13 protein-coding genes are annotated in these 17,267 nt (G+C 61.4%); 10 read left to right on the forward strand and 3 right to left on the reverse strand.

Features of this window, described 5'->3' with window-relative positions; translation table 11 throughout:
* The first annotated feature begins 19 nt into the window (after positions 1–19).
* From KVT38_RS00825 to KVT38_RS00840, 4 genes are all read left to right on the forward strand, one after another.
* Positions 20–1,693: a ribulokinase gene (locus KVT38_RS00825; protein ID WP_217591777.1), complete on the forward strand. Its 1,674-nt coding sequence runs from the start codon at positions 20–22 to the stop codon at positions 1,691–1,693.
* 205 nt (positions 1,694–1,898) lie between these two features.
* Positions 1,899–3,692, forward strand: coding sequence for a sensor histidine kinase (locus tag KVT38_RS00830; RefSeq protein ID WP_217591778.1), 1,794 nt, complete (start codon positions 1,899–1,901; stop codon positions 3,690–3,692).
* A gap of 3 nt (positions 3,693–3,695) precedes the next feature.
* Complete coding sequence (locus tag KVT38_RS00835) at positions 3,696–4,001, forward strand: response regulator (protein ID WP_217591779.1); 306 nt, start codon at positions 3,696–3,698, stop codon at positions 3,999–4,001.
* On the forward strand, positions 3,902–4,999 hold the full coding sequence (locus KVT38_RS00840) for a response regulator transcription factor (RefSeq protein ID WP_217591780.1): 1,098 nt from the start codon (positions 3,902–3,904) through the stop codon (positions 4,997–4,999). The genes KVT38_RS00835 and KVT38_RS00840 overlap by 100 nt, the downstream gene beginning before the upstream one ends.
* On the opposite strand, the gene KVT38_RS00845 is transcribed toward KVT38_RS00840, so the two are convergent.
* On the reverse strand, positions 4,996–6,129 hold the full coding sequence (locus tag KVT38_RS00845; RefSeq protein WP_217591781.1) for a Fic family protein: 1,134 nt from the start codon (positions 6,127–6,129) through the stop codon (positions 4,996–4,998). The two genes, KVT38_RS00840 and KVT38_RS00845, sit on opposite strands and share 4 nt — an antisense overlap.
* Before the next feature lie 180 nt (positions 6,130–6,309).
* Between KVT38_RS00845 and KVT38_RS00850 the strand changes: the two genes are divergently transcribed.
* The 4 genes from KVT38_RS00850 (at position 6,310) to KVT38_RS00865 (ending at position 11,771) form a co-directional block, all read left to right on the forward strand.
* Entirely contained in the window at positions 6,310–7,641 is a 1,332-nt protein-coding gene (locus KVT38_RS00850) for an extracellular solute-binding protein (RefSeq protein ID WP_217591782.1), read from the forward strand.
* An 80-nt stretch (positions 7,642–7,721) separates the two neighbouring features.
* Entirely contained in the window at positions 7,722–8,696 is a 975-nt protein-coding gene (locus tag KVT38_RS00855; RefSeq protein WP_217591783.1) for a carbohydrate ABC transporter permease, read from the forward strand.
* Positions 8,697–8,709: 13 nt separating this feature from the next.
* Positions 8,710–9,549, forward strand: coding sequence for a carbohydrate ABC transporter permease (locus KVT38_RS00860; protein ID WP_217591784.1), 840 nt, complete (start codon positions 8,710–8,712; stop codon positions 9,547–9,549).
* A gap of 5 nt (positions 9,550–9,554) precedes the next feature.
* Complete coding sequence (locus KVT38_RS00865) at positions 9,555–11,771, forward strand: hypothetical protein (RefSeq protein WP_217591785.1); 2,217 nt, start codon at positions 9,555–9,557, stop codon at positions 11,769–11,771.
* Between the two features lie 37 nt (positions 11,772–11,808).
* Here the strand turns inward: KVT38_RS00865 and KVT38_RS00870 are convergent, their stop codons facing one another.
* Entirely contained in the window at positions 11,809–12,711 is a 903-nt protein-coding gene (locus KVT38_RS00870; RefSeq protein WP_217591809.1) for a LysR family transcriptional regulator, read from the reverse strand.
* A gap of 204 nt (positions 12,712–12,915) precedes the next feature.
* On the opposite strand from KVT38_RS00870, the gene KVT38_RS00875 reads away from it, so the two are divergent.
* Positions 12,916–13,407 (forward strand): DinB family protein, encoded by a 492-nt coding sequence (locus KVT38_RS00875; protein ID WP_217591786.1) that lies wholly within the window; start codon positions 12,916–12,918, stop codon positions 13,405–13,407.
* A gap of 107 nt (positions 13,408–13,514) precedes the next feature.
* On the opposite strand, the gene KVT38_RS00880 is transcribed toward KVT38_RS00875, so the two are convergent.
* Positions 13,515–15,446 (reverse strand): hypothetical protein, encoded by a 1,932-nt coding sequence (locus tag KVT38_RS00880; RefSeq protein WP_217591787.1) that lies wholly within the window; start codon positions 15,444–15,446, stop codon positions 13,515–13,517.
* A gap of 261 nt (positions 15,447–15,707) precedes the next feature.
* Here KVT38_RS00880 and KVT38_RS00885 point away from each other — a divergent pair, with 261 nt between their 5' ends.
* A complete protein-coding gene (locus KVT38_RS00885) occupies positions 15,708–16,718 on the forward strand; it encodes a LacI family DNA-binding transcriptional regulator (protein ID WP_217591788.1) in 1,011 nt (336 codons plus the stop codon).
* The last annotated feature ends 549 nt before the right edge of the window (positions 16,719–17,267 follow it).

Consider the following 17,267-nt stretch of genomic DNA (forward strand, 5'->3'; position numbering starts at 1 on the left):
CATACGAGGAGGTTGTTTCATGAGCGCAAAATACGCCATCGGCGTCGACTACGGCACGCAATCGGGACGTGCGGTGCTGGTCGACCTGTCGAACGGCCACGAGATCGCGGATCACGTCACGCCTTACCCGCACGGCGTCATCGACGAGAAGCTGCCGGTCTCCGGCATCGAGCTCGGCCACGACTGGGCGCTGCAGCATCCGGACGATTACCTGGAGGTGCTGCGCCAGTCGGTGCCTGCCGTACTGAAGGCTTCCGGCGTCGCGGCGGAGGACGTCATCGGGCTCGGCATCGACTTCACGGCCTGCACGATGCTGCCCGTGGACGCGAGCGGCACGCCGCTCTGCTTCCTGCCCGAGTGGCGGGACAATCCGCACGGCTGGGTCAAGCTGTGGAAACACCACGCCGCGCAGGACGAGGCGGACCGCCTGAACGCCATCGCGGCGGAGCGGGGCGAGAAGTTTCTGCCGCGTTACGGCGGCAAGATCTCGTCGGAGTGGATGATCGCCAAGGTGTGGCAGATTCTGAACGAAGCGCCCGAAGTGTACGAGGCGACGGACCTGTTCACGGAGGCGACCGACTGGGTCATCTCGCAGCTGACCGGCGAGTTCGTGCGCAACAGCTGCACGGCCGGCTATAAGTCGATCTGGCACAAGCAAGAGGGCTATCCTAGCTCCGACTTCTTCAAGGCGCTCGATCCGCGGCTCGAGAACCTGACGGCGACCAAGCTGCGCGGCGACATCAAGCCGCTTGGCACGAAGGCCGGCGAATTGACGGCTAAGATGGCTGAGTTGACGGGCCTTAAGGCCGGCACGGCGATCGCGGTCGGCAACGTGGACGCGCACGCGGCGGTGCCGGCGGTCGGCGTCGTTGACGAGGGCAAGCTCGTCATGGCGATGGGCACTTCGATCTGCCACATGCTGCTCGGCAAGGAAGAGGTTGAGGTCGAAGGCATGTGCGGCGTCGTCGAGGACGGCATTATCGAAGGCTACATGGGCTACGAGGCCGGGCAGTCGGCGGTCGGCGACATCTTCGAGTGGTTCGTCGAGGAAGCGGTACCGGCATATGTGAAGGAAGCGGCGGAAAAAGACGGCGTCGGCGTACACCAGTGGCTGACGGAGCGCGCGGCGCAATACAAGCCCGGCGAGACGGGCCTCGTAGCGTTGGACTGGTGGAACGGCAACCGCTCGGTGCTCGTGGACACGAACCTGACGGGCGTCGTCGTGGGCTATACGCTGCTGACCAAGCCGGAGGAAATGTACCGTGCGCTGCTCGAAGCGACGGCGTTCGGGACGCGGACGATTATCGACGCGTTCCACAACAACGGTGTGCCGGTCGACGAAGTGTACGCCTGCGGGGGACTGCCGCAGAAAAACGCGCTGCTGATGCAGATCTACGCAGACGTGACCAACCGCGAGATCAAGGTGGCGGACTCCAAGCAGACGCCGGCGGTCGGCGCGGCAATGTTCGGCGCGGTGGCGGCGGGCGCGGCAAAGGGCGGCTACGACAGCGTCGTCGACGCGGCGAAGGCGATGGCGCGCGTGCGCGAGGAGACGTTTAAGCCGATCCCCGAAAACGTGGCGGTGTACGAGCGGCTGTACGCGGAGTACCGGACGCTGCACGACTACTTCCGCCGCGGCGCGAACGACGTCATGAAGCGCCTAAAGGCGCTGAAGGAAGAGGCTTCGAAGTAAGAGCATCCTAATAAGAGCGGCTCGCATCCGTTTTCCCTCGGGGAGAACGTGGATGCGGGCCTTTTTCCGTTTCACCCGAGCATATCGCATGTCGCCTACCGAAAATATCCGATTCCGCCTGCCCCGCATTCCTGATAGAGTAGAAGCATACTCCCTTCGAAACGGCGTCGGCGGGAGCCGTTGACGTACCCGGAGGCGATGCACCTTGTTCTACAGCTTGCGATCCAGACTGACGCTGACGTTCGTCGTGCTGCTGGTCGTTCCGTTCATGATCCTTGTGGCGGTAGTCACCCAGATTTCCAACAGCGTCATCGGCCGTTCGATCGAGGGATCGACCTCGCAGACGATGGACCAGTACGCGTCACTCGTCACGACGCTGACGACGCAGGCGGAGGACGTCGCCAACCAGGTGCTGAGCAACGAGATCACCCAGCAGTGGATCTCCGCGCGCATGGACGCGCAGCTGACGACCGAACGCAGCCTGTCGCTCGACGCCGAGCTCCGCAAATATTTGTCCTCTATCGCGCTCAACCATTCCTCGATTTCCTCCATAACCATTTTTAACATAAACGGCACCGCGGTCGGCATTCGTGACCAGAGCTTCCGCGATCCTTCGTTCCTGCAGACCGTCTGGTACCGGGACTTCATGCGGCAGGGCACGCGGTGGGTGACCGCCCACCTGGACCCATACCAGCCGGCCTACTTAACCGAAGAGAGCGTGAACAGCCTGTTGTTCAACCTCGTGCAGCTCAGCTCGTTCCGCAAGCTCGGTGTGCTCAAGGTCAATGTCCTCACCTCCTCGATCCAGGACCCGCTCGACAAGATCGCGTTCGGCGAGCAGGGCGGCGTCTACCTGGTCGACCGCGACGGCGAGCCCGTGCTGCGCCAGCAAATACCGAAGGGCATGTCTTTCTTCAAGCGCGCGCTGCCGCAGATCGCGGCGGACAAACGCTCCGGGGGCAAGCTCACGCTGGACGGCGAAGGCGGCAAACACATCGTCCTGTACCGCAAGATTAAAAACGCGGATTGGCTGCTGGTGGGCGAAGTGCCGAAGTACGAGCTGTTTCAGAAAATGAGCTGGGTCCGCCATACGATGCTGTGGGTCGGCGCGCTGCTGCTCGTCGCGACGACCGGCGCGGCCTTCTGGCTGTCGTCGGGCATCGCGCGGCCGCTCAGCCGGCTGGCGGGCGCTATGCGGAGCGCGGAACGCAGCGGCTTCAAGACGACGACGGTTCACGGCCCGCCCGCAGCGCTGCCGGTACCGGCCAACGAGGTCGGCTACGTCACCCAGGTGTTCAGCAGCATGATGGGCAGGCTCGGGGAGCTGATCGAGACGGAGTTCAAGGCGAACCTGCGGCGACAGGATGCCGAATACAAGGCGCTGCTCATGCAGATCAATCCTCATTTTCTGTACAACACGCTCGAGGCGATCGGCAGCCTGTCCGCGCAGGAGCGAAGCGACGAGGTCATCGACGTGACCGAATGGCTCGGACAAATGCTGCGCTACTCCCTGCGTGCGGACAGCGATCTGGTCGCGCTCAAGGAGGAGCTTCGCTACATCCGGCATTACGTGTCGATCATGAGCGTCCGGTTCCGCGACCGGCTCCGGGTGTCCATCGAGGAGGAAGAGGGGCTCGGGGAGCAGCAGATCGTGAAGTTTATCCTGCAGCCGCTCGTGGAAAATGCGATCAAGTTCGGCGCCGAGAGCGGCGGCGAAGCGGTCGTGACCGTCCAGGCGAAGCGGCGCGGGCGGCGCCTCGAGATCGAGATCGCGGACAATGGGCCGGGCATACCGCCCGAGATGGCCCAGGAGTTGGCGCGGGGCATCGCGCGCAGCGACCTGGCGGACGTGCTGAGCGCTGGCGGCAGCAGCATCGGGCTGCGCAATGTGCTGGCGCGCTGCGGGCTGTATTACGGCAAGGCGTTCGACGCGGAGATCGGGCGCTCGGCGCACGGCGGCGCTTCGATCAAGCTGCTCATACCGGCAAAGGAGGAATGAACGATGTATCGCGTCATCCTGGTGGACGACGAACCGGAGATTTGCAAGGGACTGCGGCTGAAAATCGCATGGGAGCGGCTGGGCTTCGAGATCGTGGGCGAGGCGCGCAACGGCAAGGAAGCGCTGGCCGCCATCGCGAGCGAGCGCCCGCAGCTGCTGCTGACCGACATCCGCATGCCGGTCATGGACGGGCTCGAGCTGCTGCAGGCTTGCAAGCGCCTGCACACGACGACTTCCAATACGTGCAGACGGCGCTGCGCTGCGGAGCAAGAGACTATGTGCTCAAGCCGGTCGTCCGTCGGGACCTGACCGAGCTGCTCGAGACGATTCGCGGCGATCTGGACGCGGAACGGGACGCCGCGCGGGCGCGCGAAGCAATCGGCCTGCAGTGGCGGCAGCGGCTGCCGCTGCTGCAGGAGCAGTACGTGCTCGGCCGGATCTATGGCGGCGAGGCGCCCGGCATCGGCGAGCGCGAGGAGGCGCGGCGGCTTGAGCTGGCTGGCTTCGACGGCGCGGACGGCGAGGGGGCCGCGCTGCGCTTCATGGGCGCCGAGTACCGGGTGCCGCCGGGCCGCTTGCCGTCGGGCGAGGCTGACGACGAGCGCCTTGCCTTGGCTTTTCGGCTCGTCAGCCGAGAGATCGCGGCGGACGGGCGCTGGTCGCGCCGCGTGACGTCGTTCGCCGACAAGGCGTATCCGCGCATCCAGCTTTTCGCAGCGGCCGCCGCGGACGAAGCGGAGAGCGAGGCGCTGCTCGCGGAGCTGGCGGCAGCGCTGCTGGCCGCGGCCGAGGGCAGCCTGCGCCTCGCCGCCGTCGCGGGGATCGGCGTCGCTTGTTCCCCGGCGGAAGGGCGCACCGCGCTGCGGCGCGCCTACCTCTCCGCCGTGACGGCCTTAGGTCGCGCGCCGGCCGGACCGGTGTGCCGGATCGTTCGTGCCGACGATCCGGAAGGACGCGCCGCCAGGCCGAGCGCCGGCACCGAGACGATCGAGGCGATCCGGCGTCACATCGAGGACGCCTACAGGGACGAGATCAGCCTGGCGATGATGGCCGAACGCTTCCACATGAACGTCACCTACCTGTCGGAGCTGTTCAAAAAGCAGACGGGCTCCACGTTCAGCGATTATGTGGCCGAGGTGCGGCTTGGACGAGCGAAGCTGCTGCTGCGGGACACGGCCATGCGGCTCGCCGACATCGCCGAGTGGACCGGCTTTTCCACCGCTAGCTATCTGAGCGCCGCGTTCAAGAAGCGCTACGGACTCAGTCCGGCGGACTACCGGGCGCGGCTGCGGAGCGACGGGCTTTAGCGATCTTCGTCGTTTAACAAGTAGCTGTATTGCTGCGGATGCTGACGGATCGCATCGCCAAGTTTGCCGTACGCTTTGGATAAAACGACAGTTCGCACGCGCTGGGCATTCGGGTCCTTCGGCCTTAAAAAGCCCGATTCAGTCCATTGTTTGATTTTGGCGCGCGCAGTACGGTCGCCCATGTCCAACAGCAGCATGATTTCGGTAATGCTCATCTCTTCTTGTTTAAAAACAAATTGCCGAAAAACTTGTCTTTGGTGCACGTCGAGCCTGCGAATCATCTCGGGCTCGGCACGAAGTAGCTCCGCGTTTTTTTCCAGCGCGATTTGTGCGGCTTGTGCGTAGACTTCGGCAAGGCCTTCAAGGAAGTAATCGAGCCAAACGGTGAGATCGGCATCGTGTCTGCCGAAATAATAGTTATGAGACAAGCCCATTTGCAGGTTCTTGTAGTAGGCATTCAGGTTGCGATCGTAGAAGTTTTCGAGAATAAACAGTCCCTTTAAACCAAATTGGTGGCGTCTCAGGATGTAGGTTGCGATCATTCGCGAGGTGCGGCCGTTTCCATCCATATAGGGGTGTATGGTTAAAAATTGCCACATCGCGATTCCTGCCCGAATGGGAGCAGGTATTTCGAGCGACTCCGGTGCATTTAACCAAGCGACGTAGTCTTCCATTAGGGCAGGGACGTCCGCATGTTCCGGAGGCATATAAAAGCCTGACTGATTGCGGCTGCCCACCCGATTTTGTTCCGTACGATATTCGCTTAAACGAGGCTTTCGCCCGTGCGAGACTCGAATGATCGCATGAATTTTTTTAATCCATTCTTCCGTAATCGGGAGGTTTCTGCGTTCGGAATCGTCCAGGAAGTCAATCGCCTTCATGAGATTGAACACTTCTTGTTCGAGATCGTTGTCGCTGTTCCGGTACAACGATTTGCGTTTTTGATCGTCGTCGAGCTCGTTGCCTTCCATTCTAGTAGACAGCAAGACAGTCGTTTCTTTGGCTTCTTTTTGCAGTTCTTTTAGAATGTCGGCAGGCAAAGGCAGTTGATCGATAATCGTACTGGCACGTTGGATTTCCAACAGATGGTGAACCATCTTCATCGTGGTTGTGAATCTGGGTTTGAACATTGTTTTCACCTCACTTCAATTATATTATTACCGCTAAATTGCCGCAATATATGTTGAATGCGGTGAGTCCCACACCCGAACAAATCGCATGCCAACAACCGAGCTCAGCGGATTCAGGCGCCGTCCCGCTGATGGTAGCATGAACTTGCAAGCCAAACTATCGAAGGGCGAGGGGTACGCATGAAAAAGAAATGGCCGCTAGCGCTCGGCATGCTGCTGGCCGTAGGCGGATTGTCCGCGTGCGGCGATTCCAACAAAAACAACGCCGAAGCTGGCGCATCCGGTTCGCAAAGCGCGGACGGCGAGGTCGTCGAGCTGTCGTTCTGGCGCCACGATTACGCGCCCGAGGCTGAAGCGCTGAAGAAGCTGATTGCCTCGTTCGAGGAGAGCCACAAAAACATCAAGATCAACTTTCAGATGATCCCGAACGACCAGTACGAGACGAAGATCCGCACGGCGCTCGCCGGCGGCAATCCGCCCGACATCATGGCGCTCGACGCGCCGACGCTCGCGTCCTATGCGGCGCAGAAGGCGATCATCCCGCTCGACGATTATTTCGCCAAGGACGGAAGCAAGGACGACCTGTTGAAGCCGGTCATCGAGGGTCTCACCTACGACGGCAAGATGTACGCCGCGCCGAACAACGAGGGCACGATCGTCATGTTTTACAACAAGAAGATGTTCGAGGAAAAGGGCATCCCGCTTCCGTCCAAAAACGTGGACGAGGCATGGACATGGGACCAGGTGCTGGACGCCGCGAAGAAGCTGAACGATCCGGCCAAAAGCGTCTACGGCTGGAACCCGACGCCTTGGGGCTTTGTCGGCCACGAAGGCGCCCCGTACTCGGAGATGGCGTTCCTCTGGCAGGCCGGCGCGGAGATTCTGAGCCCCGACGGCAAGACGGCCAAGGGCTACCTCGATTCCGCCGAATCGAAGCGGGCGCTGACGTTCTGGAAGGGACTGTTCAACACGGACAAGGTGTCCCCGAAGGAGCTGCCGCAGGACGCGTTCTGGAACGGCAAGGTCGCGATCCACGTGGACGGACCGTTCGCGTTCCAGTATCAGGAGCAGAACTTCCCGAACTTCAAGCTCGGCGAAGACTACGATGTCGCGCCGCTCTGGAAGGACAAGAAGATGATCGGCACGACGGGCAGCTGGGGCATGGCGATTACGTCCAAGTCCGCGCATCCGGACGAGGCGTGGGAATTCGTCAACTGGGTGACGGGCGTCGAAGGCTCGAAGGTGTGGTACCAAGAGACGAAAAACCTGCCGGCACGCCAGTCGACGTTCGACGCGTTCGACGAGCTGAAGGCGTATCCGATGAACATTTACGCGGAGCAGCTCGCGAAGTACGGCCATCCGCGTCCGGTCACGCCGGCTTATCCGGCGATCAGCGAGGCGGTCCGCCAGCTGTTCGAGGATGTGGGACTCGGTGGCGCGGACGTCGACGAATCGCTCGCCAAGGCCGTCAAGAAAATCGAAGACGGCATCGCCACGCTCGGCAAGGAATAATCCGTACGAGGGCAGGGGGCAGGACCGACCCTGCCCTTGCCATGTCCGCCCGCGGTCATCCGCAGAAGGAGGGATACTGAATGCCAACCCCCGCAAACTCGGCAAATTCGGCAAACGCAGCAAGCTCAGCAAACTCGGCGAGTCTCCCGCGTTCAACCAAACCGGCCAAGCGCGCCTCCGCCTCCTATGAGCGCCAGGAGGCCAAGGCCGCACTGCTGTTCATCCTGCCGGCTTTCGCGCTGCTCGCCGTCTTCATTTTTTACCCGATGCTTCAGGCGCTGTGGATCAGCTTCCGCCACTACAATCTCATCTCGGCCGAGTCGGCCTTCGCCGGCTTCGGCAACTACGGCAAGCTGTTCAGCGACGACACTTTCCTCGCAAGCCTGCGTCACTCGTTCTACTTCACGGTCGTCGTGCTGCCGGTGCAGACGGCGATCTCGCTCGGTCTCGCGCTTCTCATCCAGCGCAGGTTCAGGGGCGTCGGCTTTTTCCGCACCGTGTACTTTCTGCCCGTCGCCGTCTCGTTCGCGATCGCCTCGACGATCTTCAGGCTGATCTACAACAAGGATTACGGCCTGCTGAACATCGTGCTCAAGGGGCTCGGCCTGCCCGTCCTCGACTTTCTGTCGAATCCCGACATTTCCATGCTGGGCATCATCATCCTCTGCATCTGGCGCGCGATGGGCTTCGTCATGGTCATCTTTCTGGCCGGGCTGAACAACATTCCGGACTACCTGTACGAGGCGGCGCACGTCGACGGCGCGGGAGCGCTGCAGCGTTTTTACTACGTGACGATCCCGCTGCTCAAGCGCACGCTCGCCTTTGTCGTCATCATCACGACGATGGACGCGCTCAAAATTTTCATTCCGATCTACATCACGACCAGCGGCGGACCTGCCGGCTCGACGAGCACGGTCGTGCATTTCATCTACGAGACAGCCTTCAAGCAGATGAACATGGGCTACGCCGCTGCGGCCGCGTTCCTGTTTTTCCTGCTCGTGCTGGCGATTTCCGCCGTGCAGCTGCGTCTGTTCCGCAGCGACGTCGAGTACTAAAAGGAGGCGCGATATGACAAAACCGATCGGCTTCACCCTCCGATGGGCGACGCTGCTGCTCGTGGCGGCCGTTTCCCTGTTTCCGATTTACTGGATGGTCATGAGCTCGTTTCGTACGCACGAAGAGATTTTCCGCTATACCGAGCTGGGCCGCGGGCTGTTCCTGCCGGTCGACTGGACGCTGCAAAATTATCGCGACATCTTCCTCGATCCGGCCAAGCCGTTCGGAAGATACCTACTCAACACGCTGTCGGTCGCCGTCGTCGTCACCGCAGCCGGCCTGCTGATCAACGCGATGGCGGCATTTTCCTTCGCCAAGCTGCGTTTTCCTTTTAAAAAAGGCTTGCTGGCGCTGTTCCTCTCCTCGCTCGTCATTCCGTACGAGGTGATCATGATCCCGCAGTATCTGCTCATGCGGGACCTGGGCTGGATCAACAGCTACAAAGCGCTCATTTTTCCGCAGATCGTCTGGGTGTTCGGCATTTTCATGCTCATCCAGTTTTTTGCCGACATCCCGCGCGACATTCTCGACGCAGCTCGAATGGACGGCGCCCGCTGGCCGCGCATTTTCGGCGTGATCGTGCTTCCGGCGGCGGTGCCCGCGCTGATCACGCTCGGCATCATGACGTTCCTGAACCAGTGGGATTCGTTCCTCTGGCCGCTCGTCGTCATCAACGAAGAGCAGCGGCAGGTGATCCAGGTGGCGATTTCCTCCTACCAGTCGCTGCGCGGCATCTCGTGGGGCAAGATCATGGCGGCGACGACGATCAGCTCGGTGCCGATTCTGGCGGTGTTCGTGCTGCTGCAGCGCTATTACGTTCAAGGCATAACCATGTCCGGGGTGAAAGGATGACGGCGATGTTAACGGAGCTTCCGGATTGGTTGACGGGAGAGTGGACGGTCAAGTGGGCAGCTTCGGCGGTTGGTTCGGCGACCCGGGAGGTAGCCGGCGGCGACCGGGATTCGGACGCGGGCGGCGCGGCGCCGCCCGTTGTATGGCGAGAGGCGAAGGGAGCGCCCGGCGCAAGCCGGGTGTCGCTTGGGGGCGCCGCGACGTTGACGCTGACGATCCGCAGCGAGGCGCGGGACGCTGCGGATGCGGGCGTCGACGCCGAAGTGCTGGAGCTCGCGACGCTGGACGTTGAGCTCGCGCCGGCTGCGGGCGAGATGCTGCCGCTTGCGGGCTGGCAGCTGCTCCTGCCGGTCGCCGCGCCGCTCGCCTGCGTCTGGAAACCGCATCTGTCGCCCGAAGACGGCATGGCGATCGGGGACAAGGCGTTCCGCTCGCCGGCGATCGTCTTCGAGGATGAGAAACGGATGACGGCGCTGCTGCCTGATCTGGACAGCGTCGGGAGCGAGCGTCTGCTGCCGCATATTTGCGACTATACGGCAGCCGACCGCATGCTCATGTACGGCGGCTGCGCCTACGAGGAAGAAGGGCACGTTTATTATCGGCTGACGCCAGAGGCGCGCCCGCTGGACCGCCCGCTGCGCGTGCGGCTGCGGCTCGCTTCTTGGCGCAAGGCGGCAGGCGCGGCGCGACGGGACTTCCGGCGCGTCGAGCGCTTGCTGTGGGCGCTGGAGGCGGGGCGGCGGATGGCGCCGGAGACGACTGGCGACATAGAGACGGCCGGCATTGAGGCTGCCGCACGGACGGCTGCGGGCGCATGGCCGGACGCGGCGACGTCGCCGAATGCCGCGCTTTTCGCGGCAAAGGTCGCGGCACTGCAGCCCTACGTCGGCCATGCCTACGGCTGGGCGTTCGAGCGGTGGGGCGACGTCAGCTGGCAGCAGTTCCGGCTGGGCGCCGCGGAGGTGGGCGGCGTCGCCTTTCTCGTGACGGCGCGGCAGCAGCCGGGCGCCGGGCAAGAGGATCGCTGGCGCGAGCCCAAGAGCCTGTGGAACCAGGCTTGGTTTTGCGGCTTGCGCAGCGCTTACGGCTTCGCGAGCTGGGGCAAGCGTCTGGACCGCGACGACTGGCTCGCCAAGGCGGGGCTCGCGCTGAACTTCGCGCTGGCTGCGCCGCAGATACAGGGGCTGTTCCCCGGCTATTATCAGGCCGGCGAGGACGGCAGATGGGAGACGGGACGCTGGTACATGTCCGGACCGCGCAGACCGCACGGACATGAAGACTTCGTCCATCTGCTGGATTCGTCCTGGACCTGCTATTGGCTGCTCAAGTGGTACCGGGACATCGGCCCCGACGCCCGCATCCTGCCGTACGTCGGCGCCTACGTTGACGCGCTGCTGGCGCTGCAGCGGGAGGACGGCGGCTTTCCGGCCTGGGTAAGGCCGGACACGCGCGAGGCGTCGCCTTTTCTGGCCGTCAGCCCGGAGACGAGCGCGCATGTCCTGCTGCTCTGTCTGTACGGCAAACTGGTCGGCGATACGCACTGTCATGAAGCCGCCGTGCGCGGCGGCAGGTTCGTCGCGGCGAATATTTTACCCGAGGGACGATGGGAGGACTTTGAGACGTACTGGTCGTGCTCCCGGGAGTGGGCGGGCAAGCAGTACGGCGTCCGGGACGCGCGCAGCGGCCTGTACAACCAATGCAACTTCGGCATGTACTGGACGGCCGAGGCGTTCAAGGACCTGTACGAGGCGACCGGCGAAGCGGACTGGCTGGCGCTTGGCGAGCAGGCGCTCGCGGAAGCCTCTCTCTACCAGCAAATCTGGCAGCCGCCGTATATCCCCGTGCCGACGCTCGGCGGTTTCGGCGTCATGAATACGGACGACGAGTGGAACGACGCCAGGCAGAGCCTGTTCGCGCTCACTTACCTCTCATATGCGGACCTGACCGGCGACGAGCGCTACCGCATCCGTGCGCTTCGGGCGATGGAGGCCTCCTTTTACATGATGTACTGCCCGGAAAACGACGTCGTGAAGCGCCTGTACGAACGCGTCCATCCCGGCTTCGGAGAGCGGGAATACGGCTTTCATATGGAAAACTTCAATCATCACGACGGCACGCCGGTGGACGGCCTCGGCGAATTTACGATTTTCGACTGGGGCTGCGGCGCTGCGGCCGCATCGCTCGCCGAGTTCACTTCGATGTTGCTTCGCGTCAAGGTCTAAACAGTGCTGCAAAGTCAAAAAGTTACTCTCCAGGCTTCTACGAGATTTCAGCGTGCCTGATCGCGGCCTCGATATAATGGCGCAGCGTCTTGATGAAGGTCCGCATCGCATAGCTGACATATCTGTCGCTGCGGTAAACGAGGCAGATGTCCTGGCTTGGCGTGGGCTGGATCAGGCGCAAGGTTCGTATGTCGGCGCTATCCAGGTTTTCCAGCAGCAAGCGTGGAAGCACGCAGGCGCCGAAGCCCTGTTCGACCATTCGCAGCAGGGAGGCCAGCGTCGTCGTTTCCAAATGGGGCTGCACGCGAAAACCCTGCTCCAGGCAATATTGCTCGAGCAGCCTGCGGCATTGATGATCGCCCGGGAACAGGACGAGCTTGAGCGACGCCAGCTTGGCCAGAGGCAAGGCGCTCTCGGCCGCGAGCGGATGCCGACTGCCCACGGCCAGCGCAAATTCCTCGCGGAACAAGGGAATGGCGGTCAGACGCTCGTCGGCGACGGGACCGATCGTGACGCCGATGTCGATGCTGCGGTCTAGCACCTGCTCCGTCACCTTCATCGTTTCCAGCAGCGATACCGATACCTGCGGATAGGCGCGGTGAAAATCGAGCAGCAGCGCGTTGAACAACAGGTCCGCGTCTCCGGGCAGGACGCCGATGGAGAGCGCCCCGCCTTGCTTGTGCTTGAGATCCGCGATCGCGTCGCCCGCCTGCCGCAGCTGCCCGAGGGCGGCGGAGCCATGCTCCCGCAGAATCGCGCCGGCGTCGGTGAGCACGATTTTTCGGCCGATGCGGTCGAACAGCAGCACGCCGAGTTCCTCCTCCAACGACCGGATTTGCTGGCTGATATTCGGCGCGCTCACGCCCATTCGCTCGGCCGCCCGGGAGAAGTGAAGCTCCTCGCACACAGCCATAAAATATTGAAGCTGCTTCAGCTCCATTTCCATCCCCGCCTCCCGTACGCGAACCTTGGCATTCATCAATCAGTCCCTTTATTTTCAAACGCGAGCTTCGCTTGTGTCAACGTTTGATCGTTAAGTTTCGCTTAACGATTCGATAAGGGCGGCTGCATTGATGGTGCATGAGGACGGACGTAAACTGAGGTCAACTTCAGATTCCGCCCATTTGCCGAGGAGGTAAGATTCATGTCACAGATCATCGTCGATTCCGCCAAAACCGTCCGCCGCTTGTCCATGGATGCGATCGAAGCCATTCCCGAATCGCTGTTCGACATCCGGCCCGAAGGCTTCAACAACACGATTCGCTGGAACGTCGGCCATCTCATTTACTGGATGGACGCTTACCGGTCGCTCTGTTTTTCCGCCGAGACGGCTATTCCGTCCTCTTATGCCGCCTTCTTTAACTCCGGCACGAAGCCTGCGGATTGGACCGCGACGCCGCCGGACAAAGAGAAACTCCTCGCGATGATGGCGCGCCAGCTCGCGTCCGTAGGCGAGATCGCGCCGGGCAGGCTGAACGAGCCGCTGCCGTCGCCGCTTACGTTCGGACCGCTTACGTTCCGCCTTGCGGGCGAGCTGTTCAACTTCGGCCTGATGCACGAGTCGATGCACCTGGCGACTTGCGGGAGTCTGGTCAAGGCGGCAAGCGTTCGATCGGCAGGCGTATCCGCGTCCTGAAGACGAAAAAGCGGTGAAGCAAAGATGGCAGCGCTCCAAAAAGATCGCCTCCCCCTGAACCTTTCCGGCAGGGCGAAGGCGATCTTCTTATTTTGCGGACCAGCCGCTTAATAATCGAACGAGAAGCTTGAAGAGAGGCCATACTGCGAGATGGCCTTTTTGATATGGATCATCGCCCACAGGCCTTCCGCGGACGATTCGCCGCCGGCTCCGCGGTTGACCGTCGGCACGCCGCCGTTGACGGTGATGCCGTCGAACACGGCCCCCTGGCCCTTATACGTCCCCGTGCCGGAAGCCCCGTCGTACATATCCGCCAGCGCATTGTTATTGCCGATGAACCAGGTCGCAACTCGTTTCGCATACTCGAGATACTGCGTCCGTTTGGCCGCGGCATCCGACCGCCCCGACAGGTAATAAGCTTCGGCAAGCGCCTTAAGCCCGACCACGAGCGAGGAATTCTGGTAGGCGAACTGCCCGGAATTCGTATGGAACTGCGCGTTCCAGCCGATGATCTGCGTGATCCGCTCCTTGGTGCGGCTGAAGTTGTTGACGCCGTCGATATAGTGATAAGCTTCGAGGCCGTAGAAGTTGTCCGCCGAATACGTAATGATATCCAGCAGGCCGTTCAATTGCGCCGGCGTTTGGCCGATCGAGCGCTTCATCGCATACACGTTGGAGAGGGCGTAGATTTGGAGCTCGCCCCAAGCGTACCAATTGCCGGCGGTCGCGTCGTCGACGAAGATGCCGTTTCTCCAATCGGTCGTGTGAAGCTGCTTGGCGGTGATGCTGTTCAGCAGCACGTCGATCTGCGCGTAAAGAGTACTCTGCGACGGACGGTCGTCATAGGTCGCGGTCGTGTTGCTGTTGGTCGGAAGGACGGGCGTATAAGTGCCGTAATCCGTCGTGCCGTACAGCAGCCTGTAATAATCGGTGAAGGCGATAAGCAGGTTGCTGGCCATTTTCGAGTCGAAGCCCGACAGGTTATAGGCGAGCACGTTGTTCATCATGCGCTGGATATGATTTTCGAGGAATTTGGCGAAATAGAGCTGGTCGGCGGTCAGCGAACCGTTCGTGTATTTGAGTTTTTGCAGCATGTGCAGCCCTTTGACCATCGCCCACAAATTACGCGCGTCGTCGAGCCCGATCTCGTGCGTGCTGGTGGTCCAGGTCTTCTTGATGCCGGTCTTGTAGCCGGTGACGCCGCCCGATGCGGTCGTATAGAGCGGACCGTCGTAGACGGGGGCGATATCGGCGCCTGTCGGATCTCGCAGGTCGTCCATGTAAATCGAGTATTTCGGATGCAAGATAAAGGGCGGGGCGGCGACAGGTTGGTTTGAGGCGTTCTTCAAAATGTGAGAAGGGTCCGAGGCGGCATCCATCCAGTCGCCGTTCGGTAGCGCGGACGGATACTGCGTACGCTTGACGAACTCCGACCGGTACATAAAGTGCTTGTCGACGCCCTGCTGCACCGGGTCCCAGCCGAACAGCGCGGGCGCGTCCAGCCAGGCAAATTTGTATACCTTGCCGCTTAAAGTCGTCATATAGGCCGTAAACGTGAGCAGATCCCGCGCGCTTTGATAGGACGTGAGATTGCCGTTCAGCAAGTAATCGTCGGCCAGCGCGATGGCCGCCCGGGCGGAATCGTCGACGGCGCTGGCGCCTTCCGCCATATCCTGCGTGTAGTTCCAGCCGTTCGCCAGCCAGTTGTCGTTTTTCTCCGTCGCATAGAGGACAAGGGACTTCATGGGCCAACCGTTGACGGCCGCGTAACCGCCGCTGCCGAGCACCGTGTCGTAATAGGCGCTGTCCGGCCAGGAGACGCCGTGCTGAGTGGTGCGCTGACCGTTGCCCGTACCGTGCGTATAGGAAAAGCCGGTAGTGGCCGAGTGCGAAGTCACCGCTTGCCAGTTGAGGTGTGCGAAGTTGACGGGAAAGTTGGCGAAGTCGACGGTTTTGGTAGCCGCGTACGCGGAAGGGGCAGAGCCGGCGAGCAGCGAACCGGTTATGGCGAGGGCGATCGCCTTGTTTAAATGCTTCATGATCTTTTTCCTCCTTTGGTTGCGCTTTCAATTTTTGGAGTCTGCAGCGTCTTAAACCACAGGCAAAGACACCCTCCTTTCATGTTTCTGAAAGAGTTACATCATTGTTTTCATGAATCATCATAAAGTTTATCATGCGCGATCGTCAAGCGTCTTGTTCTAGAACGCCATACAGCAGGCAGAAACGATAGGCATAATGCAGTGTTTGTAAGTCTTTCATGATCGGTGCTATACTGAATTAAAAACGGGAGCAACGAATCGATGAATATTTACGATATCGCAAAGGAAGCGGGCGTCTCCATCGCGACCGTATCCCGCGTTATGAATAAGCCGGAGGCCGTCAACGTCAAGACGCGCGATCGCGTGCTCCAGATTATGGACCGGCATGATTTCTCGCCCAAGCTCGGCGCTTCCGTGCAGCGGCCCAAGGAGCTGGCCTTTTTTACTTCGACGCGGTCGCTTCCCGTGGAGAGCAGCATTATTTCGGGCATCGGAGAGGTTGCATTCGCCGAGCGGATGAGCGTGAAGCTGTGTGCGCTTGAGGATGTGCCGAAGAAAAAGGAAGAGCTTCAGGCGTACTTTGCGGAGAAAGGGATCGGGGGCGCGATCTTTACGACCGTTCCCTATACGGAGGAGCATTTTGCCGAGCTGGCATCGGCCGTTCCGGCCGTACTCGTATTCAACCGGCTGCAATCGGCCAAGGTGCCCAGCATTCGAGCCGATCATCGCAAGGGCGGCTATGCCGCCATCCAGCACTTGGCCGCCATGGGACATGCCCATATCGCGATCGTCGACGAGTTCACGTCGCCGGATCATTACGAACGGCTCGCCGGGGCCAGGGAGGCGGCGGCTGATTGCGGGTTGCGGGACTTCGGCGAAGAGCATCTCATTCGCGTGCGGGATCTCGAAGACGCGGACCGTTGCGCGCAGATCGATCATTACCTGTCCCGCTATCCGTCTACGACGGCGCTGTTCGTGGCGAACGATCATTTCGTGCCGACGCTCTACAGACATTTTCGCATCAAAGGCGTGCGGATTCCCGAAGCGCTCTCAATCGTCGGCGCCGATGACGTGCCGGGGAGTGCCGACCTGTTCCCGCCGCTGACGACGATCCGGCAACCCGTGAAGCAGATGAGCATGGCCGCCGCCCGGTATCTGATCGACCGCATGCAGGGCGCCGTGCAGGCGACGGAGCCGCTTGACGAAGTATACGACGTGCAGCTCGTCGTCCGGGCCTCCACCCGGATGCTGGAAAAGGAAGAGCGTGATTAGGCGGCACGCTCTCCGGAAAACCGTATCACTGAAGCACGTGCAGCCGGGCCGCGAGGTCCGGCTATTTTTTGAAGCAATAGTTGCCAGAAAGCAGTAAATTTGGACTCCCGGAGGTTACACGGCGCAAATAGTTGTTAAAAGGCATGTATTTGCGCCGTTGGACTTCCCCAGGAGCAAAAATCCGGAAAATAACTGCCTTTCAGCAACTATCGGGTGACAACTCGCAGTCTCGCGGAAAAATAACTGCCTTCTAAACAACTGTTCGTCGCCGCCCGCCGATTCCTCTCCCTACTCCCACCCACCCTGCCTGCCAACCACGCCGGCATCGGCCAACTACCCACCGCCCAGTCAACACCGCCAAGTCACATACCGCACAGTCATTCACCGCCAACTACCCACCGCCCAGTCAACACCGCCAAGCCGCATACCATCCAGCCAAACACCGCCAGCCAGCACCACCCAGCCACACGCCACCCGGCCACACGCCACCCAGCCACACGCCACCCAGTCAACACCGCATAAAGACCAATCGGCCAACTACCATCCGTC

The sequence above is a fragment of the Cohnella sp. GbtcB17 genome, from assembly GCF_019091135.1.
In the GTDB taxonomy this organism is placed as follows: Bacteria; Bacillota; Bacilli; order Paenibacillales; family Paenibacillaceae; genus Cohnella.

Bases quoted from the DNA above. Each gene is read 5' to 3' on its own strand.
- KVT38_RS00825 (WP_217591777.1), top strand. From the start codon at position 20: ATGAGCGCAAAATACGCCATCGGCGTCGACTACGGCACGCAATCGGGA.
- KVT38_RS00875 (WP_217591786.1), top strand. From the start codon at position 12,916: ATGTCACAGATCATCGTCGATTCCGCCAAAACCGTCCGCCGCTTGTCC.
- KVT38_RS00860 (WP_217591784.1), top strand. From the start codon at position 8,710: ATGACAAAACCGATCGGCTTCACCCTCCGATGGGCGACGCTGCTGCTC.
- KVT38_RS00865 (WP_217591785.1), top strand. From the start codon at position 9,555: ATGTTAACGGAGCTTCCGGATTGGTTGACGGGAGAGTGGACGGTCAAG.
- KVT38_RS00870 (WP_217591809.1), bottom strand. From the start codon at position 12,711: ATGGAGCTGAAGCAGCTTCAATATTTTATGGCTGTGTGCGAGGAGCTT.
- KVT38_RS00880 (WP_217591787.1), bottom strand. From the start codon at position 15,446: ATGAAGCATTTAAACAAGGCGATCGCCCTCGCCATAACCGGTTCGCTG.
- KVT38_RS00850 (WP_217591782.1), top strand. From the start codon at position 6,310: ATGAAAAAGAAATGGCCGCTAGCGCTCGGCATGCTGCTGGCCGTAGGC.
- KVT38_RS00845 (WP_217591781.1), bottom strand. From the start codon at position 6,129: ATGTTCAAACCCAGATTCACAACCACGATGAAGATGGTTCACCATCTG.
- KVT38_RS00885 (WP_217591788.1), top strand. From the start codon at position 15,708: ATGAATATTTACGATATCGCAAAGGAAGCGGGCGTCTCCATCGCGACC.
- KVT38_RS00855 (WP_217591783.1), top strand. From the start codon at position 7,722: ATGCCAACCCCCGCAAACTCGGCAAATTCGGCAAACGCAGCAAGCTCA.
- KVT38_RS00835 (WP_217591779.1), top strand. From the start codon at position 3,696: ATGTATCGCGTCATCCTGGTGGACGACGAACCGGAGATTTGCAAGGGA.